This is a genomic window from Chryseobacterium viscerum, from assembly GCF_002899945.2.
GTDB lineage: Bacteria > Bacteroidota > Bacteroidia > Flavobacteriales > Weeksellaceae > Chryseobacterium > Chryseobacterium viscerum.
The window spans coordinates 289,611-313,714 of sequence record NZ_PPEG02000009.1 but is presented as its reverse complement, the minus strand read 5'-3'; the positions used below and the strand labels follow the sequence as shown (position 1 = coordinate 313,714).

General features: G+C 36.0%; 23 protein-coding genes and 1 riboswitch. Of the genes, 19 read left to right on the top strand and 4 right to left on the bottom strand.

What is annotated here, in order from left to right; translation table 11 throughout:
• Positions 1-85: 85 nt before the first annotated feature.
• From C1634_RS21050 to C1634_RS21000, 11 genes are all read left to right on the top strand, one after another.
• Positions 86-1,702 (top strand): serine hydrolase, encoded by a 1,617-nt coding sequence (locus C1634_RS21050; RefSeq protein ID WP_109739082.1) that lies wholly within the window; start codon positions 86-88, stop codon positions 1,700-1,702.
• Between the two features lie 132 nt (positions 1,703-1,834).
• The gene (locus C1634_RS21045) at positions 1,835-2,218 is read left to right on the top strand and encodes a 5-carboxymethyl-2-hydroxymuconate Delta-isomerase (protein WP_103232608.1); all 384 of its coding nucleotides are present in this window, start codon (positions 1,835-1,837) and stop codon (positions 2,216-2,218) included.
• A gap of 33 nt (positions 2,219-2,251) precedes the next feature.
• A complete protein-coding gene (locus tag C1634_RS21040; RefSeq protein WP_103232609.1) occupies positions 2,252-2,755 on the top strand; it encodes a DinB family protein in 504 nt (167 codons plus the stop codon).
• A 79-nt stretch (positions 2,756-2,834) separates the two neighbouring features.
• Positions 2,835-3,842, top strand: coding sequence for a gliding motility protein GldB-related protein (locus C1634_RS21035; RefSeq protein ID WP_109739081.1), 1,008 nt, complete (start codon positions 2,835-2,837; stop codon positions 3,840-3,842).
• A 622-nt stretch (positions 3,843-4,464) separates the two neighbouring features.
• Entirely contained in the window at positions 4,465-5,295 is an 831-nt protein-coding gene (locus tag C1634_RS21030) for a hypothetical protein (protein ID WP_109739080.1), read from the top strand.
• A 94-nt stretch (positions 5,296-5,389) separates the two neighbouring features.
• Positions 5,390-6,634, top strand: coding sequence for a hypothetical protein (locus tag C1634_RS21025; protein ID WP_109739079.1), 1,245 nt, complete (start codon positions 5,390-5,392; stop codon positions 6,632-6,634).
• A gap of 147 nt (positions 6,635-6,781) precedes the next feature.
• Positions 6,782-7,558, top strand: a complete 777-nt coding sequence (locus tag C1634_RS21020; RefSeq protein WP_109739078.1) for an alpha/beta fold hydrolase — start codon at positions 6,782-6,784, stop codon at positions 7,556-7,558.
• Between the two features lie 195 nt (positions 7,559-7,753).
• On the top strand, positions 7,754-8,323 hold the full coding sequence (locus tag C1634_RS21015; protein WP_123921538.1) for an SMI1/KNR4 family protein: 570 nt from the start codon (positions 7,754-7,756) through the stop codon (positions 8,321-8,323).
• A gap of 2 nt (positions 8,324-8,325) precedes the next feature.
• On the top strand, positions 8,326-8,766 hold the full coding sequence (locus C1634_RS21010) for a DUF1801 domain-containing protein (RefSeq protein ID WP_103231926.1): 441 nt from the start codon (positions 8,326-8,328) through the stop codon (positions 8,764-8,766).
• 126 nt (positions 8,767-8,892) lie between these two features.
• Positions 8,893-9,018: riboswitch (FMN riboswitch) on the top strand.
• A 92-nt stretch (positions 9,019-9,110) separates the two neighbouring features.
• Positions 9,111-9,758, top strand: coding sequence for a 3,4-dihydroxy-2-butanone-4-phosphate synthase (gene ribB, locus C1634_RS21005; RefSeq protein ID WP_103231925.1), 648 nt, complete (start codon positions 9,111-9,113; stop codon positions 9,756-9,758).
• A gap of 132 nt (positions 9,759-9,890) precedes the next feature.
• Positions 9,891-10,889, top strand: coding sequence for a T9SS type A sorting domain-containing protein (locus C1634_RS21000; RefSeq protein WP_103231924.1), 999 nt, complete (start codon positions 9,891-9,893; stop codon positions 10,887-10,889).
• 203 nt (positions 10,890-11,092) lie between these two features.
• Here the strand turns inward: C1634_RS21000 and C1634_RS20995 are convergent, their stop codons facing one another.
• Positions 11,093-13,177 carry a TonB-dependent receptor domain-containing protein gene (locus C1634_RS20995; RefSeq protein ID WP_103231923.1) on the bottom strand — a complete coding sequence of 695 codons (2,085 nt, stop codon included), beginning with the start codon at positions 13,175-13,177 and terminating at the stop codon, positions 11,093-11,095.
• Positions 13,178-13,342: 165 nt separating this feature from the next.
• Between C1634_RS20995 and C1634_RS20990 the strand changes: the two genes are divergently transcribed.
• Entirely contained in the window at positions 13,343-14,095 is a 753-nt protein-coding gene (locus C1634_RS20990) for a DUF3575 domain-containing protein (RefSeq protein WP_228410127.1), read from the top strand.
• A gap of 110 nt (positions 14,096-14,205) precedes the next feature.
• A complete protein-coding gene (locus C1634_RS20985; protein ID WP_103231922.1) occupies positions 14,206-15,498 on the top strand; it encodes an MFS transporter in 1,293 nt (430 codons plus the stop codon).
• A gap of 60 nt (positions 15,499-15,558) precedes the next feature.
• Here the strand turns inward: C1634_RS20985 and C1634_RS20980 are convergent, their stop codons facing one another.
• Complete coding sequence (locus tag C1634_RS20980; RefSeq protein ID WP_103231921.1) at positions 15,559-15,777, bottom strand: hypothetical protein; 219 nt, start codon at positions 15,775-15,777, stop codon at positions 15,559-15,561.
• Positions 15,778-15,996: 219 nt separating this feature from the next.
• Between C1634_RS20980 and C1634_RS20975 the strand changes: the two genes are divergently transcribed.
• The gene (locus C1634_RS20975) at positions 15,997-16,671 is read left to right on the top strand and encodes a DUF4919 domain-containing protein (RefSeq protein ID WP_103231920.1); all 675 of its coding nucleotides are present in this window, start codon (positions 15,997-15,999) and stop codon (positions 16,669-16,671) included.
• Positions 16,672-16,695: 24 nt separating this feature from the next.
• On the opposite strand, the gene C1634_RS20970 is transcribed toward C1634_RS20975, so the two are convergent.
• Positions 16,696-17,193 carry a GNAT family N-acetyltransferase gene (locus C1634_RS20970; RefSeq protein WP_103231919.1) on the bottom strand — a complete coding sequence of 166 codons (498 nt, stop codon included), beginning with the start codon at positions 17,191-17,193 and terminating at the stop codon, positions 16,696-16,698.
• Between the two features lie 338 nt (positions 17,194-17,531).
• Here C1634_RS20970 and C1634_RS20965 point away from each other — a divergent pair, with 338 nt between their 5' ends.
• The 5 genes from C1634_RS20965 to C1634_RS20945 are packed head-to-tail and all read left to right on the top strand — an operon-like array spanning position 17,532 to position 21,887.
• Positions 17,532-18,383 carry an alpha/beta fold hydrolase gene (locus C1634_RS20965; protein ID WP_109739076.1) on the top strand — a complete coding sequence of 284 codons (852 nt, stop codon included), beginning with the start codon at positions 17,532-17,534 and terminating at the stop codon, positions 18,381-18,383.
• A complete protein-coding gene (locus tag C1634_RS20960; RefSeq protein WP_103231917.1) occupies positions 18,383-18,853 on the top strand; it encodes an RNA polymerase sigma factor in 471 nt (156 codons plus the stop codon). Before C1634_RS20965 ends, C1634_RS20960 begins: the two co-directional genes overlap by 1 nt.
• A complete protein-coding gene (locus tag C1634_RS20955; RefSeq protein WP_103231916.1) occupies positions 18,843-19,436 on the top strand; it encodes a hypothetical protein in 594 nt (197 codons plus the stop codon). Before C1634_RS20960 ends, C1634_RS20955 begins: the two co-directional genes overlap by 11 nt.
• A complete protein-coding gene (locus C1634_RS20950) occupies positions 19,433-20,047 on the top strand; it encodes a class I SAM-dependent methyltransferase (RefSeq protein WP_103231915.1) in 615 nt (204 codons plus the stop codon). The genes C1634_RS20955 and C1634_RS20950 overlap by 4 nt, the downstream gene beginning before the upstream one ends.
• A gap of 58 nt (positions 20,048-20,105) precedes the next feature.
• Positions 20,106-21,887, top strand: a complete 1,782-nt coding sequence (locus tag C1634_RS20945; protein WP_165835373.1) for a M43 family zinc metalloprotease — start codon at positions 20,106-20,108, stop codon at positions 21,885-21,887.
• Between the two features lie 326 nt (positions 21,888-22,213).
• Here C1634_RS20945 and C1634_RS20940 read toward each other — a convergent pair whose 3' ends face one another.
• Entirely contained in the window at positions 22,214-23,971 is a 1,758-nt protein-coding gene (locus C1634_RS20940) for an ABC transporter ATP-binding protein (protein WP_109739075.1), read from the bottom strand.
• Positions 23,972-24,104 lie beyond the last annotated feature (133 nt).

Below are 24,104 nucleotides of genomic sequence, written 5' to 3'. Positions count from 1 at the left end.
CTCTTCAATCATTCATCAATAAAATATTTTTTGAAATCCCATGTAATATTATCACACTTAAAAGTGTCTTATTTAAAAAAAATAAATGAAATCCATTCTAACCTGCATTATTGTAATGCTTGCAGCCAGTCCTCTTTTTTCTCAAAAATCCAAACAGCTGGACCAATTATTCACCACGTATGAAAAGGCGGGTTTGTTTAGTGGTTCTGTACTGATTGCTGAAAAAGGAAAAATTATTTTCGAAAAAAGCTATGGCTATAGAAATGCTCCTAAAAAACAAAAAAATACCAATAACAGCCTTTACCGTGTTTTCTCAACCACAAAAATGTTTACCGCAACAGTGATTTTTCAGCTTGAAGAACAGGGAAAATTATCTCTGAATGACAAACTTTCAAAGTATTATCCTGAATTTCCTAAGGGAGACAGTATTACCATTGCCAATCTGCTTTCCCATACATCAGGAATTCCCAATGATACCAACTCTGAGTATACTGTAGATGAGGAAACATTTATAAAATATATTTCTGCAAAACCTTTGAATTTTTCTCCGGGAAAAGATTGGGATTATTCCAATTCCGGGTATTATATTCTCAGCTATATTATTAAAAAAGTTTCAGGCCTGAACTATGACCAAGCTATAGAAAATTATATTCTGAAGCCTTTGAAAATGGATCACAGTGGGTTTCATTTCAATAGTGTTACCGATGAAAACAAAGCATTAGGATATGAATTTTTATCTGATAAAAGGTCTAATGAAGCGTTACGTTTCAAAACTGATCACCCTTTTGGTGCAGGAGCTATGTATTCAACGGTCGGCGATCTGTTCAAATTCAACGAAGCACTCAAGAACTCTACAATCCTGAAAAAAGAAACCCTAAAGAAAGCTTTTACCCCTTACCTCAAAGATCACTATGGATTGGGATTTCAGATTTCGTCTGGTTTTGGTAAAAAAAGAGTGGGACATGATGGTGGTGGGCCAGGTTACAGAAGCAGATATTATAGGGTTTTGGAGGATGACATCTGCCTTATCGTAATCTCCAACTCGGAATTATCACACACTCATTTTATCATTCCTCAGGTTGAAAACATAGTGTATAATAAACCTTATACAATTCCACCAGTTGTAAAAGTAAGTCAAGAAGACTTAAAAAAGCTGGAAGGTGTATATTCTACGGAAAATTCAAACTTCTATATAACCGCTACTGACGGACATCTCATCTTCAAAGAAGGAGGTTATCCAAGAAACTCCTTATTGCCGGTAAGCAATACATCATTTCAACTGGATGATAAATTCACCTGCACTTTTCAACCGGATCAAAACGGAAAAATAAACACTGTTGTCATTCATTTCTGGGATGGAACTGTGAAAACAGCTAAAAGAAATACCAATACCCTTTCCTGGGGAATCATAGGAAATGCTACTCCTATCGGCTGGGACGGAAAAGACAAAGACATCCCTTTACAGACAGATCCTAAAAATCCAACTATTTATTTTCTGAAAAATTATAAACTGAATAAAGGCAACTTTAAATTCAGGTATAATAACGACTGGGGATATAATTTGGGGCTGAATAATGATGGCAAAAGCGTTGCCTTTGATGCCTATGATTTTCCAATACTTGAAGATGGAGTGTATGATATCCTTCTTGATATGACCAACACGGTACAACCACAATACAGCATCAAAAAATCTATTCAATAAAACTGACGTCTGTAAAGTAAAAAATATACATTATCTAACCGTTCTGAAAACAGGGCGGTTTTTATTTTGAATTTCAGTTGATATTTTTTATTACTTTTATGTGACACAAAATCAAACTACAAAATATAATCTATGCCTCATTTTATTATAGATTGTTCACAGGATATTCTTCAGCTGAAATCACCTGATGAGTTAATGAATGCTGTATATGAAGTGGCTGATGAAACAGGTCTGTTTGCTCCCAATGACATCAAAGTAAGGCTTCAGCCTTATCAATATTACCGATTGGGGACCCATAAGAAAAACTTTCTGCATGTGTTCGGATACATTATGGAAGGACGTACCACAGAACAAAAAGCCCATCTTTCAAGTGAAATCAGTATCCGCCTTGCCGAGCTATTGACTGATATTTCCTTCCTTTCTGTAAACATCAGTGATTTTGAAGCCGCCACCTATAGCAACAAAGCACTCATCAATCCTGAAAACACAGATAAAAACCGGCATTTCGGATTATAATATTTTCCATGCAAACCACTAAATCGTAATAATATGAGCTTAAAAACATTAGTCAGCAAAAGTGCGCAGTACAACAATTGGGTAGTCAACAAATACATCGACTGGTTATCCACAAAGTCTGACGAGCAACTTAACCAGGAAACAATTTCAAGTTTTCCTACTATTTTAAAAACCTTACACCATATCTGGCAGAGCCAGGAATACTGGTGGAGCCAAATTTCTGAAAGCAATGATTTTGATTTTACTAAAACCACAGAAACCACCAGTAAAGAAGATATTTTTAATGCTATAAAAAACAATTCACAAAAGCTGGTAGATTATGTAGAAAGCCTGTCTGAAGAAGATCTTTCAAAAAATGTGAAGATAGAATCTCAATGGTTTCAATGTGATTTTTCCAAATATGAATACATCCAGCACGCCATTCTTCACGGAACATATCACAGAGGACAGATTGTAACTATGGGAAGAAATGTCGGGATAACAGATGCTCCCATGACTGATTTTAATTTTTGGAATATTTATAAAGACCAGCAATAGGAACCTTAATTTTGTGGATAAGTTTGGCACCTCCTCTCAAACTCTAGTATAAAATAGTAAGAAACACAACCTATTCCAAATGAAAAGAAGCCTTCTGTTTTTATTACCTATTACTTTTCTATTATTCTCAACACGGCCATTGACTGCTCAAAGCATCGATTTGAAAAAAATAGAGCAGATTCCCGACAGTATAAAAATTGAGAATATTGTAATCCTTAATTTATTTAAACATCAGCTTCTTGCTCATAAAAACAATAAATATGACTCTGCAAGGATTGTTAATAATGTTTATCTACCCCATAAAAAACTTTGGGACAGTTGCTATGGGGTGATCTTTGGTGAAGAAAATGGCCGTCTTTTCAACAATCCAAAGGGCATGATCTCCTGGAATAAAACATTGTACAGAGACAATAAAAAACAGTTTGAAGAAAAAACCCATCTTCTTTTAGGTATTAATGTTGAAAAAACATTTAAGAAAACACTCACAAAATTCAGAACATTGGTTCCTTTTCAGCCAAAAGCTAAAATAAGCCTACTTTTCACTCCTTTGACAGGAATTGCTTTTGGCGGCTGTAATGATGAGCAATTTGCATTAGAGCTCAACAATAAAGGTCTAGACATTATTTATACGCTTGAAAAAGGTCTTCCTCATGAACTGAACCACCTCGTATATGAACATTTCCGAAAAGCTGATCCGGATGGAGAATCTGCTTTGAGCCAAACCATCGATGAAGGTTTTGCCTGCTATTTTGCGTATTTATTTTTTGACAGGAAAATAGGAAAAAATGAAGCTGTTGAAAATATGACTCAGGAAAACTGGGCTTGGTATATTAAAAATGAAAAAGAAATTTTCACAAAACTAAAACCCTATTTTTCCGATACATCCGGTAATAATCCCTTACTTCGAAATGACCAACTTAAATTATTTCCGGAAGCTCCGAAATCTATAAACTATTGGCTTGGATTCAGAATTATTGAAAAATATGTAGAAAAACACGGCTCAGACTCATGGAAAGATGTTTATAACATGATTCCAAAAGACCTCTTGGAAAAAAGTGGCTATGAAAAATATATCGAAAGCTTATAGTTATCCACAATACTATCATCATTATAAAAAAATCAACTTCATCCATAGACTATAATCAATTGATTTAATGAATACTTAAACTCAAAACAGCTGTCTATCCACCTATTATTAAAATATGTGGATAACTTTTCAAACGTTCATTACCTCTTGTGGATAAAGTATGGATAACTTTTCCAATTGCTTCAGATATTGGTTATAATCAACTTATATTTAAAAACTTACAATACATATCGGTTTTTGCAGGATTTCCACAATATAAAATCATGTGGATAAGTTTTGTGGATAAGTTATCCACCTTTTTTTTACCTCATTTTCATAATGATGAACATTGATTCATCATTATTTTTGAATTGTTTTTTGTAAATTGCATTTGAAAAACAATTCACTAATAATAGAAATAAGTTCTTTAAATCAAAATTAAAACACTGATTTAAAGAAAAATATACTTAAAAACAAACCAAAAGACAATAATTTAACATTCCTACTCAATCGAAAAAATATTAGAATTGATCAGATAAAAAATAAAACACATTTCAAATTTTAAATAAGCTGATTACCCACAAGAAAAAAAGTTATCCACAAATGAAAAATAAATTTAGTAACCTAATAACCCCTCATTCACATGACAACAACCGACATCCAAAAAAACATCATTCCCTATCTTGGGGAAGCAGCACCGTACATCATTATCCCTGAAAACATTATTTTCAGAGACCATAAGATTGAAACAGAAATAAAAAACTGGAATTTTGAAAACGAAAATTTTTCTCATCTGGTAAAACTATTATTCTCGCTAGGAAGCCTTGGTCTTTATAAGCTTCTCAATGATGGCAGCAGGGAGAAAATTTATTTCCTGGGAGAAAAAGTGAGAATCAGAAAATTATCTTTCAAAGAACCCCAGGCAGCTACTATCACCAACGAAAGCATTCTTGAGTCTGATAGAAAAGGGAAATCTTATATTCATATAGGAGACAGCCAATCCGATGAACTTCTATATACCGGTGAATTAGATTATTATATTGTAGCTCAGGAAGCATTTGAGCTTTTTTATAAAGATCTGCACACTACAGTTCCGGTGGAATATCATGATAGCAACCTCCCTCAAAGTAAAATAATCAATACGGAAGTTCCCCATCATTTTACTATTTCAACAGAACCTTTTACCTCCAACCAGTGTAAGGGACATTTTGAAAATTATCCCATTGTCCCTTTTGCATTTATAGCCAATTGTATTTTAAAGGAGATATTTAACTTCCTCAATAGGGAAATATCCTACGAAATAGAAAGCCTCGAAGGATATGCCTCAAATGCACTTCCAACAGGGATTACTTTCCTGACCGAAGTTTTCCACCAAAAGTATTTGAAGAACCTGATTTACTTCAAATGTGAGATAAAAGATACTTCCGGAAATTCATACGGAGCGCTAATTTTCAATATTAAATCAAAAAAATAAAAATAAACACTGCTATGATGCAGTGTTTATTTTTTATATTAGAACGACATTAACAAAATTAAACCAGAAAAGTTCACAATAAAAATACAATTCAATGGAGAACACTACAATCCAAAAACAATGGTTCTCGGAAGGAGAACACTATGCAAAAGAAATCAATGAAATGATTGAGTTTGGTGAAAAAAACGGATGGGAAAACTGGAAAGGTAAAGAACCTGAAGACAAAAGATCAGAAATTGCCCACGAAGTTTTTGAATTACTTAAAACTGCCAATAAAAATGGAGAAACAGAAGTTTTCAGAGTGCATTTTCCTCCTGCTCATACCCCTATCATTCCATTAATTGAAAATAAAGCTCAGAATATTGAACATCTACACTTTATTTCTGATGAAAAAATAGTTTTCATGACAGGCAGTTCTTATGAAAAAAGGCAGGCTTATCTTCTTGATCAAGAAATGATCACTAAACTTGATGAAAACATCCATGCTATCGGGAAATCCAAGCAGGGAGATGTCTTTGCTATTGCAGATTCACATAGAATTTCTTTATACAAAGGTTGGAACGGAGACCTCATCAATGAATTTGAATTGGATGAAAACCCCGATTTTGGAATTACTGATATATACCCTTTCAATGACGGAAGCAAAGTCGTTGTCGTTTCCTCAGACGGGATTTTCCTGATTTCAAACAGGGAGAAAAAACTCATCCATCCTATCAATGAAGATGATGAAGAAGACTGGAGTTCTCAGATCGATATGGAAAATGCAGCATTATCCAACGACAACGCTTATATCGTAGTCGGAGACCAGGGGTACGATCATAGAATATTGGATCATGAAGGCAATACGTTGGGAGCTATAGGACCCCAATCGTCTTATCCTCATTTTTGCTTGTTTGCAAAAGATGACAGCCAGCTAATTACCAATTCATGTCATTTCTACAATGGGATTACTATTGGCATCAATGCTGATCAATATGTAGGGGCAGATATTGAAGCCTATACAGAAAGTGAAGACTTCACAGTCATTGATGAAGAAATGAGAGTATACGAAGGGGTTGCTGTAAAAGATTATTATATCCTGGGAGATGCTTATGGCTACATCAAAGCTTTTGATAAAAATGGGAAACAGCTTTGGAGACACTTTTTGGGTTCTACCATTACCGGAATGGCCCTTTCTGACGATGAAGAAACACTATGGGTAGCTGCACACTCAGGTATTCTGCACAAACTAAAATTAGGAAAAGGACATAGAGATACCCATACCATTGGCAACGGAAAACATTTTGAAGAATTCAGACTACTGATATGGAAAGATGAGCCGCAGATCTGGAAATGGTAAATAGCTGACTAAAAATGACTGCATCAGCACTCAACTAAACATTAGCGTGCAGTCATTCCCTCTTTCAAATTAAATAATAGATTCAGCTTTAAGAGTCTTTTTGTAAATTAGGCTTACCAACATAACACACCAATTCAACAGTTTTACATGGAAAAATACGCAATATCCTCAGACGGTCTGAAAATCCATTATAAAGAATCCGGAAACGGAAACACAACATTGATCTTCATTCACGGATGGCTTGGCAACACCGAATGGTGGACCGAATCTCAGAAATTTTTCAGCAATCAATATCATATTGTACAGATGGATCTTGCCGGACACGGAAAATCTGATTCTTCAAGACAGGAATGGACAAGTGCCGGATATGCGGATGACATTAAAACTGTTGCTGATGCTCTCAATTCAAATGAAATTATTCTTGTAGGACATTCTATGTCCGGAGCTTACGTACTTGAGGCTTCATTAAAAATCCCACAGGTAAAAGCTTTAATTCTGGTTGATACCCTAAAAAATCTGGATGAAGCTTTTACAGAACAGCAGGCTGAAGAAATTTTATTTACTCAGTACATGAAAGATTTTAAATATGCTATTGAAAACTTTCTGCCACAATATTTATTCGTTGAGCAAACTCCCGCTGATGTAAAAGAAAAATTGCAGCACGAATTTCTTCAGAATGCTCCTGAACTGGCGATTAATCTACTCAGACCTTTATATAAAACTGATTTCAATGCCATTGCAAAACAGGTTCAGGTCCCTGTAATAGCCATCAATTCTGACGCATCTCCTACGAATCTGGAAGCCAACCGCAAATATCTAAAAAACTATGATTATGTAATCATTGAAGGAGTCGGCCATTATCCTATGCTGGAAAAGCCTGAAGAATTCAATACAATCTTAGACAATGTACTAAAAACAGTTTGAAAGCAGGACATGACACAGGAAGAGATTATTAAACAATTTACAGATCTATCAGAAGGGAAGCTCACTGCTGAAGAGTGGGCTGAATGGTTTAAAGCCTATAAAGATGATATAGAAAAAATCTGTGGCAGAAGAGCTTTTCTTAGTATAAAACCTAAAGAAAGCTTCAGTGGCATCAGAAACCTATACATAGGACAATTGGGAGCTTTTGAATGGTTAAAATCCCAAAATAGAACTCCTCATTTATCAGCTCTCTATCAAAAGGGATGGGAAAAGGAATTTGAAGATTTTTGTCAACAAGAAAAACAAAAAGAAAAGCAGCTTCAGAAAGCCGTTGAAGATAAGTTTGGTTACTTAAAAAATATATATCCTAAATTTTTCAAACAGCTCACAAAATCATACAGTGATTCTGATTGTATTGAGATGGGTGTACAACCCGATATGATCAAAGCCAAAGAAAAAGAACTCTCTATACAATTTACAGATGAGATGTCCATTTTTTTTCAAAATATTTCAAAGCTTACATTAGAAGGAATAGAAATTGATTTTACAGAGCTGGCTGATGAAACAATTCAAAAAAAACAGTATTTGATCTTAGGTGAATTTTGGTTGTATGGCGATGGAGATCAATTGCTGTACAATTTAGAGAATCACCACATTTATATTTTTGCCCATGAAAACCAACCTCCTAAAGCAATAAAAGTTGCCAATTCATTCACAGACTTTATTGAGAAAAAAATGGTAACTTATTTAAAAGAATATGAATAACTATGGCTAAACCCAATAAAACCAACGAAACAGACGTAAACATAACCGATTTCATTAATTCATTTGTAGAAAAAGAGCAAAAAAAAGAAGACAGCTTTCAATTAATACAATTGATGAGCGAATGGTCTGGATTTGAACCTAAAATGTGGGGACCAACCATTATAGGATTCGGTAGTTATCATTATAAATATACAAGCGGACATGAAGGCAATATGCCGCTCATTGCGTTTTCACCGCGTAAAGCAGAGTTTTCCCTCTATGTGTATTCCCCCACTGAAGAAAGCAAGCTTTTATTAGATGACTTTGGAACATTTAAAATGGGAAAAGCCTGCATCTACATCAAAAAGCTTTCTGACATCAATATTAGCACCTTAGAAAAAATGTGCAAAGCAACTATTGCCTATTTAAATGAAAATCATGAATGTGCCTGTAGAGAAAAATAAGGTAAGCTAATTAATAATAAATCTCTTCTCCAATTCAAAAAACTTCCCGAAATTAGCGGTCTGTGCGTTAAATATAATTCAATGAAATAAAAATTTAAATTACAACATACAACAAAACTTAGTATAAGTTTTCTTCGGGGCAGGGTGAAATTCCCTACCGGCGGTTACAGTCCGCGACTCCTTTCTTCGGAAAGGATTGATCTGGTGAAATTCCGGAACCGACAGTTAAAGTCTGGATGGGAGAAGAAAATGAGATGACCAATAAGATTCCTTATGGACTCTTGCTGTGTCGTATTTCATTTCCATGTACCGAAGACTATTTTAACTTTTAAAAGTAAAATAACATGGAAAAATTATTAGAACAATTCGGAGCGACCTCCAGAGAACGTGTAGAAAAAGCACTTCAAACATTACAAAAGGGAAAAGGTATTCTTTTAGTAGATGATGAAAACCGCGAAAACGAAGGTGATATCATCTTTCCCGCTTCCACAATTACAGAACAGGACATGGCACTTCTGATCCGCGAATGCAGCGGTATCGTCTGCTTATGCATTTCTGAGGAAAAAAGCCGCCACCTCAACCTTCGTCCGATGGTGGAAAACAACAATTCAAAAAATCAAACTGCATTTACTATTTCTATTGAGGCCAGAGAAGGCGTGGAATCAGGGGTTTCAGCTAAAGACCGTGTAACAACGATCAGAACCGCTGTAGCAGGAGATGCCCAGGCAGAACATATTGCGAGCCCGGGACACGTTTTTCCTCTGATTGCCAGAGAAGGGGGTGTATTTGAAAGACGTGGTCATACCGAAGGCAGTGTAGATCTTGTAAAAATGGCCAATCTGGGTGATGATGCCGTACTTTGTGAACTTACCAATGAAGACGGTTCTATGGCAAGACTTCCGGAAATCGTAGACTTCGCCCTCAAAAAAGGGATGTGCGTCGTGACCATCGAAGATATTTATGCATACCGTAAAATGGTGATGAGCAACTAAACTTAAATTTATTTAACGTACAGAACCGCCGGATGATATGATCATCCGGCGGTTTCTTTAAATATTTAACTAAAAACAAGTTAAATTAAAATTCGAATTGTGTTTTTAATTAACTTTAACAAAAAAATTACTATGAAAAAAGCTATATTCTTTCTACTGGGAACTTCTGCCATGCTTTCTGCGCAGATTACGCTGACAAAAGCAGCCAACGATCCTATTTCGGGAGACATTGTTAACTACAATCAATTAAACGGAACTGTAAACAACTCTGCAACAGGGGCTAATGTTACGTTTTCAAATGGAAGTCTTACGATGGGTACTTCTTCACAAACTACTTATTCTACTCCTACTTCTTCTGAAATCACAACATTTCCGGGTTCTACGATTAAAATGGTAGATGGAACAAACACTATTTATTATAAAGCATCTGCAACTAAGCTGGAAATTACAGGAATTGTAAATCCACAGGCTACTTTAAACTTCAATGTTGATAACGGTACTTATAATAATTATCCAACAACCTATGGACCGGCTCAGAATGATACTGCTAAAGGAACCTTCACTTCATCTGTTGCCAACGGATTGTTCAGCGGTACCCTTTCAACTCAGGCAGATGCATACGGAACCTTGATTGTAGGAAATCAGACATACAGTAACGTTCTTAGAGTAAAGTATACCCAAAACTTTAATTTATATGCATCTTTTGATGTTATTTACGCCAACCCGATCGGAACAGCTACCAATACAGCATATGCTTATTATGACGCTTCTCACAGATATGCATTATTGAGCGCTACCAATGGAAACATCAGTGTACCATTGCTAAGTATCAACCAGTCGACTTCAAGTGCTCAGGCTTTAAGCGAAACATTCCTGTCTATCAGCAATGCGGCAAAGAAGGAGAATTTAATCGTTTATCCTAACCCGGCACAGGATTTTATTGGCTTTAAAGGAAATACCGATCATTATTCAAAAGCAAATATTTACAGCCTGGATGGAAAACTGGTTAAAACTTCAGATGTAAAATCAGGAAACATACAAATCTCAGACCTTCCGCCAGCTTCTTATTTTATTGAGATCAGCGGAAAAAATACAACTGATAAAAAGAACACAAAATTCATTAAGAAATAAAAAAAAATCCCGTTCAATCTGTTGAACGGGATTTTTTTGGTAAGGAAGCTGGAGGTTGGAGGATGGAAGCTATTTCAGCCTAAGAACAAATAGAGCTCAGTCTTTATTCTTTTCTAGCAAAATAATAATCTGCAGTAATGGTCTGCACTATATGAACTCCCCTCTTCCAGCTCCCCACCTCCATCCTATTTTCAAAATTGTTTTTAAAAAGTAGCGGCAGGAGCAGTTTCATTATTAAGCTTTCGCTGGATCTCTGTTTTTTTACCTTTTGAGAAATCATAACTTAGCCCTAGCACAAACATTGATTTATTGTTCATAATCTGGGTATGAACTTTATAGTCTACTAAACTTTCCGGCAAACTTTTCGTTTTATATTCCGATGGCATTCCTATCCAGTACATTCCTGTGGAAAATGTCCAGTTTTTGTGTTTATAGCTGATAAAAATATTATTCTGATTCTCGTTGGTATTAAGAAAGGCTCCACTAAGATTATATACGGGAATATTGAACTGGTATTGAACAGAGAATGATTTATATTCTGAGGAAAGCGAAAAATAATTTCCTAAATAATCATTTTTGATCAAAGCCCCTTTACTTGTCCTCACGGTTTCAGAAGTCGGTGTAATAACTGCTTTTATAACAAGTAGGCTATTCCCGAAAGGTTTATAAGACCCCGTCAGTTGTACTCCATATCGCTGTCCATTTTTCCCGTTTTCATACGTCAGCGCGTAGCCTCCCAATACATCATCCTGAACATAATATTGATTGATCACCCTGTTGGTATACCGGTAAAACAAGCCTGCATTAAAATCAAAATATTTATTATTAAAAGAATACGTCAGGTTATTAGAAAAGACCTGCTGAGATTCTAAAAAAGGATTTCCTCTTTGAACAATATTAGGCGCCAGCTGTACAACATTACTACTCAAAGCATTACTCCATGGACTTACAGGATTATAACTTGCTGTAAAACGAAGATTCTGATTTCCTTTAATCTGATATGCTAAAATAACCTTGGGAGTAAAGGTCCATTCATCAAAAGTATTTTCTGCACTTTTGTTGTGAATATTGGTAAGTCCGGCTCCAATACGGTAACTGAATTGATCTACTTTTCCTGCAAATTCAGTATACAAATACTGCTCCAGATAGGTAACATTGTATTGAGAATATCCGGCAAGATTATTCAGGTCATTGGAAATAGACGATCTTGAAATACGATATCCGGATGAAAGTTTTCCGGCTTTGAAATCATGGGTATGAGCCAGCTCTCCCACCAGACTCGTCTGTTTTGCTTTCAGAACCATATCATTGTCATATACTGAAAGTCCTGACCCAACCACCCATTCTTTGGCTGTTTCCGAAGTATTGGTGGTATAATGAGACCCCACCACATTAATGCTCAGCTCATCTTTTTCACCTATCTTTTTAGAATAATAAAGGTCCAGCTTGGGAATCACATAATCTGAATTATTATTTTTAAACATCGCGTGTTCTTCTTTCAGATTATCCTCTGTAAAGACACTCTGCCCTACTCCTTTTGAAAATCTGCTGAAAATATCCATATTCAGTTTTGCCTGAAAAGCATAGTTATCAGGAACAAGCCTGGTATAGCGCAAGGCAACGTTCTGGAATGTATATCCAAAATGATCGGTTCTGTTTTCATCAGAACGGTAATGATTTCCGTTCAGCTGATAATCATAAACACTATTTACTCTTCTGTCATTATAATCTCTCAGGTTCAGGGAATATTCAAGTCCGAAGTTATTTTTTCCTTTGGTATAATTGGCGTAGGCAGAACCATTCACAAATCCGGTATTGGGAGCAGTAGAAACATCCGCTCCGAAAACATACCCCGTTTCCGTAGATCTTGTCAGAATATTGACCACAGTATCTGCCCGTGTTGCCCATCTTGCAGGCGGAATATCATAATATTCTACCTTGACAACTTCACTTGGAGCAACACTTCGGATCTGCATATCTGTAGCTTCAATTCCGTTGATAAGAAATAGTGTAGTTCCTCCTTTGGTACTGGTAATTGTATTGGCTACCGGATCCAGCTGTAATTCAGGAAGTGTACGAAGCAGATCTTTTGCATAGCGTGCTCTTTCCAAGGCTTCTTTATCAAAAGTATAAACCGCTTTATCGGCAAACTGTTTTTTACGTTGTGATTTCAAAATAACTTCCTGAATTTCTTTGGTTGCTGAAGCATCAGCCGTATCATTTTTTTTCTCCTGGGAAAAAATAAAAGTTCCGCAAAGAAAGAATATGGTATAAATAGTTTTTTTCATGTCTGAAGATGAATTATACTATTAGGACAATTAATCACCGATGTATATTACATTTATAACCATAACCTAATAAAATTATCAATAAATTTTCTTTAAATTCTAATTATTATGTTAAATTCAGCCCGTTTTTTGCTGGTATTTTTTTACATCACAAAATATAGAGTCATGAAAAAAGCATTCATATTAATTCCGTGCTTCCTGTTTTCTGCGTTGGAAGCTCAGGAAATTGAAAACAGTTCGGCAGAAAAGATGAATATCGTCAAGACCAATGTCACGGCTTATGCATTCAGAAACATTAATCTGTCTTATGAGCGGGCCATCAACCAATGGTTTTCCTTAAACATCGGTTTCGGAACAATGCCGGAAGGAAAAGTACCTTTCATCAATGCCTTTCTGAAAGATGAAGACGAGAAAAGATTCCAGAATCTTAGAGTAAAAGCTACGAATTTCACCATAGAACCAAGGTTTTACATTGGAAGGGGCTATGGAAAAGGATTTTATTTTGCACCGTATTACAGATATTCAAGTGTTACTTCCAATACTTTTGATTTTTATTATGATTACAATGGTCCTAATGCAATTACCTATCAAATCCCGCTTAAAGGTCAGGGAGACACTAATGGAAACAGTGGAGGATTAATGGTCGGAGTTCAGTTCTTTCTGACCAGAAGTCAGAATCTTGTACTGGATTTCTGGATCGCAGGAGCTCACTATGGAAGCGGAAAAGGTGATTTTACTATGACATCAGATTATGTACTGACTCCTGATATGCAGGCTCAGCTTAAAAAGGAAATTGAAAACCTGGATATTCCGTTTGTAAAGTATTCGGTAGAAACCAATGCCAATGGTGCCAGAATAAAAGTGGACGGACCGTGGGCTGGTTTCAGAAGCGGACTTTCTATAGGATATAGATTTTAAAATATACAACCCCAGTATACTCAAACCGTTCTTTTTCAGAGCGGTTTATTTTTTTATGAAATTTGTATCTTGGATGCCGTTATTAGAAAACCTGACTGAAAATAATATCTATGAACCCAACCTCTATTACCACCGCTCAAAGAATCAAAGCCATTATAGGCGGATCTATCGGAAATCTTGTCGAATGGTATGACTGGTATGCCTATGCAGCCTTTGCCATTTATTTTTCACATTCTTTTTTCCCGGACTCTGACCTTAATGCACAACTGATGAATACCGCAGGAATATTTGCTGTAGGTTTTCTTATGCGTCCTATCGGCGGATGGATGTTCGGGAGTATTGCAGATAAGGTGGGAAGAAAGAAAGCGATGACCCTTTCGGTACTGCTTATGTCTTTCGGATCGCTGCTTATTGCGCTTACCCCAACTTATCAATCCATCGGTATCTTGGCTCCCTTATTACTTTTGCTTGCAAGATTGCTTCAGGGACTTAGCGTCGGCGGAGAATACGGTGTTTCGGCAACGTACCTCAGTGAAATGGCCACACAGGAGAGAAGAGGATTTTATTCAAGTTTTCAATATGTCACTCTGATTGGCGGACAGCTTATCGCTTTGGGAATTCAGCTTATTTTACAGAAATTACTGCTGACTGAAGCTCAACTGGAAGATTGGGGATGGAGAATTCCTTTTGTGATTGGAGCTATGCTTTCTATCATTGCACTGTACCTTCGGGCTAATCTTCATGAAACGGAAGCTTTTGAGAATAAAAAAGAGGTGAATGAAAAGAAAAAAGGAACTGTGAAGGAACTTATGAAACACCCGAAAGCCTTACTTACCGTTATAGGATTAACCTTAGGAGGAACACTGGCATTTTATACCTATACGACTTACATGCAGAAATTCCTGGTGAATACGGTACATCTTACGAAGGAAGAATCTACCTTGGTCTCGTTTATTTCATTATTTATATTTGCCTGTCTTCAGCCCGTATTTGGAGCATTGTCCGACAAGATCGGAAGAAGACCTCTTCTTTTAGGTTTTGGGATCCTGGGAACTTTATGTACTGTTCCACTTCTTACAGCACTCAGTACAACGACTTCAATGTGGGGTGCATTTTTCCTGATTATGGCCGCTTTAATTATTGTAAGCGGATACACTTCTATCAATGCTGTAGTAAAGGCTGAGCTTTTCCCTTCCGAAATCAGGGCACTTGGTGTAGGACTGCCTTATGCAGTTACAGTAGCGGTATTTGGGGGAACAGCAGAATATATCGCTCTTTGGTTTAAAAAGATTGGTTCCGAAGAATACTTTTACTGGTACATTACAGGATGTATTCTTTTTTCTCTGGTCGTGTACATCGGAATGAAAGATACCAAAAAGACCTCAACACTGGATAAAGATTAATATCTTATACTCTTATAAAAAACATGCGCCACAGGGAATCTGTGGCGCATGTTCTATTTTTTAATGATAGGCTTGTTTAAATTTTTCAATCATACTGTCCAGATTATGACGCTGAACATATATACTTTTTACCTCTTCATACCTCGGCGATTTGTAGAAAACCTCATGGAAATCCATACTACCGTTTCCTACTTTTACAACTTTCTGTACTTCGATATTTAACTTTCTCAATTCGTCTTTGAAGACTTTAAATTCATCTTGTATATTACTACTACTCATTAATATTTTTTGGTTTTTTAATTAAAAATTACATTTACCCCTCTCAATGTTAGGGGTAACCTCTCAAATTCCGAATAAAGTTAGTAAATTTATCAACACGAAATAACACTTTGATAACATTTTATTGTATTTTTTAAAAATTATCAGATGATATTATCCAATTGATACATATTTTGTATTTTTAACTTTGTGAAAAATTGTAACAACGCTATACAATCCATGAATACCAAAGCATTCTTCTTATTATTCTTTTTAATACAGCTTAGCTTTTTACAGGCTCAGAAGCTGGAATTCAAAGCACCGGATTATGCTTTAATTCAAAAAAATATTGAGAATAAAAACTCAGAATTCTATTATCCGGAACTTTTAAAAAGTTTAAAAAAGAATGATACGCTTCTTACAACCAATCAATACCGCCATCTTTACTTCGGTTATACCTTTCAAAAAGAATATAAACCTTATAAAATAGGGAAGAAAGCGGAAGAAGTAGCCAAATATTATCGTGGTGAAGGTATTTCACAAAAAGATCTTTCGAAAGGAATCCAGCTGTTCCTGGATGCTTTGGATGAAAATCCACTGGATCTGCGTGCCATGAATTATCTCGCTTATTTGTACCATTTGAATAACGATGATGACACTGCCAAAAAAATTGCAGGAAACTTCCACGGGTTATTAGGAGCAATTCTTACTTCCGGTGATGGTTTGAAATGTGAAACAGGTTTTCATGTCATTTCCGTTACTGATGAATATGTACTTTTGAACAGATTTCAAATGGAAACCAAAGCACAAAGCCACGATGGGAAGTGTGATTATCAGGAATTTGAAAAAGGCAAATATAAAATTCCAGGTTTTTATTTTGATATCAGCAGATTTTACGGAAGAATAGTAGATTAATCTGCTTTAAATATTTTGAGTTTATCAGGATGTAATATACTGGTATTCAATTTCATTATCTGGTAAATCTGCGATCTTTACAAAATTCAGGCGTTCCATTAGTTTTATTGCGCTTTCATTATCTTTAGAGGTGATTGCTCCTATATGGGTGAGTTGTATGGTCTCTAATCCAAATTGTACAGCCATTTTCATTGCTTGTGTCATATACCCTCTCCCATAATACTGCGGAAGAAGCACACAGCCAAGCTCTCCCTCTCCCTGGTCCAGTCCTCTGTAATAGCCGCAAGTCCCTACAATTTTATTGGAAAACTTATCCGCTATTCCCCAATGTATAGAATCTCCTTTAGCATAATCTGCATTGATCTTATCCTGCATTGCTACTGCTTCATCTACGCTGGCAGCAGCTACAGCATCGTAATATGATATAGAAATGATATCAGGAACATCACTGGATTCTATTTTTCTTAATACAATCGTGTCTCCGATGATGGTGGGGAAATCTGAGTATGGTGGTAAGTTCATTTTTTAAAATTTATTTTGCTTATGGATATAAGCTTCCTCATCGATCCATATGTGATAAATATACAGTAAAATATTCATTTTTAAAGGCTTTCATGCTGTATACAATCCACTTAAGTTATTTCTTTTCACTGTTTTAAGATTGAGATTTTTCTTCTAGTACTCCTAGCTACTTATTTATATTTCATTATAAACAACAATCACAAAGCACTATTTTACAATTACTTACAAAAATAAATAATAAAAGTTTTAAACTTTTTTTCAAAAAAATTAAAATTTATTGTAACATTTTTAAAGGGTTCGTCTCTAAAAGACAAATAAACCTTAAAACTTTAGAAATCATGAAAAAATTCACATTCCTTCTTATTATCATGTTATTTTTTTTAGCAGTATGCAATATATTCGGACAAGAAACAGCATATCCGTTTGAAGTAAAAAAGACCGGAAAAGGAACTCAGGCTTTACTATTTATTCCAGGGTTTGCTTCCTCAGGAGACGTATGGAACGAAACAACTGCAAAATTTGAAAAAAACTTTACCTGTTACACCTTAACAATGGCCGGATTTGCAGGAACAAAACCACAGGCAGATGCCAGTTTTAAAGATTGGGAAAAAGCAATTGCCACTTATATAAAGACTCATAAAATTGATAAACCTATTATCATTGGACACAGCATGGGAGGAGGGCTTGCTCTGGCAATTGCAGCAGACTATCCGGAGCTTGTAGGTAAGATCGTCATTGTAGATACTCTTCCTTGTCTGGCAGCGCTGTCAGATCCTAATTTTACTTCTAAAGAAAACAACGACTGTACCTCTACCATCGAGAAATTAACAGCGATGAATGATGAGCAGTTCCTTAAAATGCAGACCCAGACTATCCCCCGCCTATTGGCTGATCCTTCTATGCAGGAAACTGTGATCGGCTGGAGTATGAAATCAGACCGAAAAACCTTTGCCAAAATGTACTGTGATTTTTCCAATACCGATCTAAGAGACAAAATAAAAAATGTACAGTGTCCTTCGCTTATTCTTTTGGAGTCATTTTTCGTAAATTTAAAACCTTCAATTGAAGAGCAATATAAAAACCTGAAAAACACCAATATGCAGTATGCTTCAAAAGGGTTACATTTCATTATGTACGATGACAAAGATTGGTATTTTAATCAGCTTACTCACTTTTTATCTGCGAAATAATGGTTTTTGAAGAGATATACGAACTCTACTGGCAAAGGATATTCCGTCTATGCATGGGATATGTGAATAATACTGACCTCGCTCAGGATCTTGCTCAGGAAACATTTATTATTGTGTGGCAGCAGCTTCCGAAATTCAGGAATGAATCCAGCGTAGGAACATGGATCTTCAGAATTGCTTCCAATAACTGTCTCCGGCAGATTGAGAAGGAAAAGAAATTTACCAAAACTGATTTACCCATCAACCTGGAAGAGAAAAAACAGGAATCCATAGAACCTCAGATACAATTGCTCTATCAATTTATCTCAGAATTGCCTGAAACAGACAGAATCATCATTTCATTGGAACTGGAAGAGGTAAAGCAGGCTGAAATAGCCCACATCGTAGGACTTTCAGAATCTAATATCCGGGTAAAAATTCACAGGATAAAAGAAAAATTAACGCAAAAGTTTAAAGAAAATGGCTACTAATATAGATTTCAAAAATATATGGAAGCAGCAGACTTCCAGCAAACCCAATATTGAAGAGCTTCTCGGAAAGCTGAAAAAATTCAGAAACCAAAATCTACGCAGATTGATCTTTGCCAACATTGCATTAATCACAACTTCACTCTTAATTATTTTTATCTGGTATCGCTATCAGCCTCAAATGATTACTACAAAGATCGGTATCGTACTGGTTATTCTGGCCATGGTTATCTTCCTGCTTGCCTATAACAAAATGTTTATGGTGTTTTACAAAATTGACCAGACACAGTCCAATAATGAGTATCTCCAAAGCTTATATGTGGTAAAAAGCAAGCAGAAGTTTATGCAGACAACGATACTCAACTTGTATTTTATCATGTTGTTTCTGGGAATTTGTTTTTATATGTATGAATACACTTCAAGAATGACCTTTAGTTCTAGTGCTCTGGCGTATGCCATTACGTTGGCCTGGATCGCTTTCAACTGGTTTTATCTGAGACCGAGAACCATAAAGAAACAAGAAAGAAAACTTAACGAATTAATCAATAAATTTGAAGAGATCAATAATCAATTAAAAGAATCATGAGTTCTTCTGACGACAAAAACTACTGGGAAAACGTATACGAAACCAAAAATCCGGATCAGGTAAGCTGGACCCAGAAAAAACCTCAGACCTCGCTTGACTTTATCAAGTCATCAGGATTGGGAAAAGAAGCCCGCATCATCGATATTGGCGGTGGAGACAGCAATCTTGTTGATTTTCTCATTGAAGAAGGCTATGAAAATATCACGGTCCTTGACATCTCTACCAAAGCTTTGGAAAAAGCACAGGAAAGACTGGGAGATACAGCCACTAAAGTAAAATGGATCGCCACGGATATTACCGCATTCCAACCTACGGAAACCTATGACATCTGGCATGACAGAGCAGCATTTCATTTTCTGACAAGTCCGGAACAGGTTTCAAAATATATTGATATTGCAGAGAAGAATGTGAATAACTTTATGATCCTCGGAACTTTTTCCAAAAACGGTCCCACCAAATGCAGCGGATTGGATATCCAGCAGTACGATGAAGAGTCATTATCCGGAAGATTTGAAGCAAGTTTTGACAAGATAAAATGTATGACTGAAGATCATATGACTCCTTTTGGGACTGTTCAGAATTTTGTTTTCTGTAGTTTAAAAAAGCGTTAATTATTTATAAGTATTTTTTATTTATTTTTAGATTCACAACTCTTAAATGAAAAATACTATGAAAAAATTATTATTTCTGCTTATTTCAGGAGCATTCTGCTCTCATTTTTATTCACAAAGTTTGGAGTTTCAGGAATGCGGAACCGATGAATTAATGAAAAAACATTATGAAAGGTATCCGGAAGAGAAAGCACAGGATGATGCTTTCAACCTGAAATTATCAAAAATGATCAAAAGCGGAAAGCTCGCTTCAAAACTCAACAACCAGGTGTATGAAATTCCTGTTGTTGTACATGTTGTAGGTGATGGAAGTGCTGTAGGTACTACCAATAATAAGTCTGATGCCGATATCATTGCTTGGGTTAATTATACCAACGGGGTCTTTGCCGGCAACTCTACCAGTGGAATGTCCGGAACAAGTGCTGTACTTCCTGTTAAATTTGTTTTTGCAACCAAGGATCCCAGCTGTAATGCGACTAATGGAATCAACAGAATCAATGCTTCCACACTTCCCAAATATGTAAGCGGAGGGGTAAATAACGATAATACGACCAATGCTGTAACAGCTTCTGAAATTACCGCAATGGGAATGTGGGATACTTCAAAATATTACAATATCTATGTTGTTAAAAAACTAACATCCAACTCCGGAGGCCTGAATGGTTTTGCCTATTATCCTGGAGGAAGCAATGACTATGCTTTTATGGCTACAAGTGCTTCTGCCGTGAATGCTCAGACTTTAGCCCATGAATTCGGGCATGCTTTAGGTCTCAGACATACCCATCAGGGATATAATGAAACGACAGGAGACTGCCCTGTAAACAACGACTGTACATTGGATGGAGATCTTGTTTGTGATACAGAGCCTATGAAAAGCCTTTACCACTCTACTGTTCCTCATACCTGCCAGACAGGACAGATTAACCCTTGTACCAGTCAGTTATACAGTGGAGGGGAGAGAAATGTGATGGCATATACGTACTGCTTCAGAAATTTATTTACCCAGGGGCAGACTGACAGAGCAACCGCACAGCTTTTACAGTACAGACTGTCATTAATCAATTCACCGGTAGCATCTACAACTACTATTAATAACAGTGCAACATTAACGAATGCATGTACTCCTGCTTCAATCACGAATCCTGGAGGATACAATGTAGGAATTACTTCAGTAAAATTCGGCAGCATCAACAATTACTCCAGTAATTTTAAACAGGCTGCCAATAATTTTTATGAGAACTTTACCGGCACTTATTGCTCAGGTATCTCAAAAACCACTATTCCTCAAAACTCAGCTACAACCCTTACTGTAGCTCCGGGAACAAACAATGCTCACGTTATCAAAGCGTATATTGATTATAATAATGACGGTCAGTTTAGTGAATCTACAGAATTGGTTCTTAACCAAAGCGGGGTGAGTAACGGCTCATTTGCAACCGCTCAGGTAACCCCTCCAGCCAGTGCAGTTCTCAATACTCCTTTAAGGATGAGAGTGATTGGTGAATTCAATGGTACGGCTGTAACAGCCTGCTATACTCCAAAATACGGACAGGTGGAAGATTACTCTGTAATTATTGAGTCTCAGGGCTTATTAGCGGTAGAAAATGCTGGATTGAAAAATTCACCTTCTATTTTTAAAGATGAAAATTCTGTATCGGTAAGAAGTCATACGAAAATCTCTTCAGTGCATATTTATGATGCTTCAGGAAGGTTATTGATGAGAAAAACAGATGTCAAATCTTCAGAATTCAAATATCCGGTTGATCAGAAGAATCTGGTTATTACTGTAACTGCAGTCCTGGAAGATGGAAAAGTAATCACTAAAAAATTAAAATTCTAAGATTTATTCATAAAAGTAGTCTCAACCTTACAAAACCACAAAAGACACAAAAGCTTTCGTTTTAAAATACTTGAGTCCACATTAAGTAAGTTTAAAAGATGTCACAGAAAAGCTCACATAAGATGAAAATCAAAGATTTTTACAAAACTTAGGTATACTTATTATGCATAAAGCTTGCTTCTAAAAAACTTAAGTGTTTAAAACTTTTGTGCCTTTTATGGTTAAAATAATCAATGTAAATGGTTAGCCTGCTTCATAAAAAAAGAGAGTCATAAATGGCTCTCTTTTTTGTTTATTTAATTTCTCAGGAATGATTTCTTCCTGGATTACGATTCTTTTTCGTCCTCCACTTCTACTTCGTGACGCAGCTGAGCTTTGTACAGAGTAGAGTAATATCCGTTTTTATCAAGAAGCTCAAGGTGCTTGCCTTCTTCTACAATTTTCCCGTGCTCCATTACAATGATCTTATCCGCTTTTTCAATCGTAGAAAGTCTGTGGGCAATAATAATGGACGTTCTGTTTTTAGTGATCTTTTCCGTCGCTCTCTGAATCAGTTTTTCACTTTCATGGTCTATGGAAGACGTTGCTTCATCCAGAATTAAAATTTTCGGATCGGATAAATAAGCTCTCAGGAAAGACAGCAATTGTCTCTGACCTAAAGAAATGGATGAACCCCTTTCACTTACTACATAATCATATCCGCCTGGAAGCTGCTCGATAAACTGATCTACTTCAATTTCTCTGGCTCCAGCTTTTATTTTATCAAGCGTTATGCTGTCATCCCCGAACGCAAGGTTTTCAAAAATACTTCCATGGAAAAGGAAAACATCCTGCAATACCACTCCGATATGGCTTCTCAGATTATATAGTTCATAGTCTTTTAAATCAATATCATCAATCAGAATATTCCCGGAATTGATATCATATAATCTTGTGATCAAACTGATAATAGTAGATTTTCCGGCACCTGTAGCTCCTACAATCGCTACTGTTTCGCCTGGATTTACTTTAAAATCAATTCCTTTCAGAACTTCTTGTTTCTCATCATAGGCAAAATGCACCTTCTGGAATTCAATTTTTCCGGCAAAATGATCTTTCTTCACCGTTCCGTGGTTCGGCATTGAGTTTTCTTCATCCATTAATCCCAACACCCTTTCTGCGCCTACAATTCCTCTCTGGATATTATTGAAACGGTCTGCAATCTGCCTCAAAGGACGGATCAACATTGAAATATACTGAATAAAGGCAATCACTACTCCGGCACTGATCGTAATATACCCTCCGTAGAAAAGGATAAATCCTATGAATAATGAAGAAATAAGCTCCACTACAGGAAAGAATAGTGAGAAAATAAATACCGTTCTCAACAACGCTCCTTTCAATGTAATATTGATATCATCAAATTTCTTAAACTCAGATTCCTGTCTGTTGAATACTTGAATAATCGACATTCCGGCCAGCCTTTCCTGAACAAAAGAGTTTTGATTGGACGTCCAGTTTCTTTCATCCCCAAAAGCTTTTTTAAGTCTTTTCTGGAAGAATCTTGTAATAAGCACCATTAAAGGTAAAATAGCCAGCGTAATATAACTCAGGTGAACATTGGTACTGAACATCATCACCAATACAAACAGAATTCTCAGAATATCTCCGAATACCATCAGGAAACCATCTGTATATACCGTCGCAATTGTTTCCACATCTCCTACAGCACGCGTTACTAACTGCCCGATAGGTGTTTTATCAAAAAATGAGGTCTTAAAATAAATCAGCTTGGCATATAACCTTTCTCTTATATCCCGGATCACATTCTGCGAGATAAAATTTGAGAAATACACTAAGAAAAAGTTTAAAATCGTTTCTGCAAATACCAATCCTACAAGGATATAGATATGTTTCATCATCAAAGCTTTGTCATGCAGCTTTGTAATATCATTATCCACCACCTGCATGGTAAGATAAGGTCTATAAGTAGAAACTATTGAAAGGATGATGGAAATTATAAGAGTAAGGATGAACCATGAACGAAATTTCATTCCGATAAAGAACAGCCTTTTTATAATCTCCCAGGTATCTTGTTTTTTCATTGTACGAATCGAAAGAAAGAATTAAAATAAAATTCTATGCAAAAATAAGACTTTATAAATTGCCAGCCTTTACAACTTCAACAAATCGTCATAGAAAATTTCAGATACCTATGATTTACAATATGAATATATT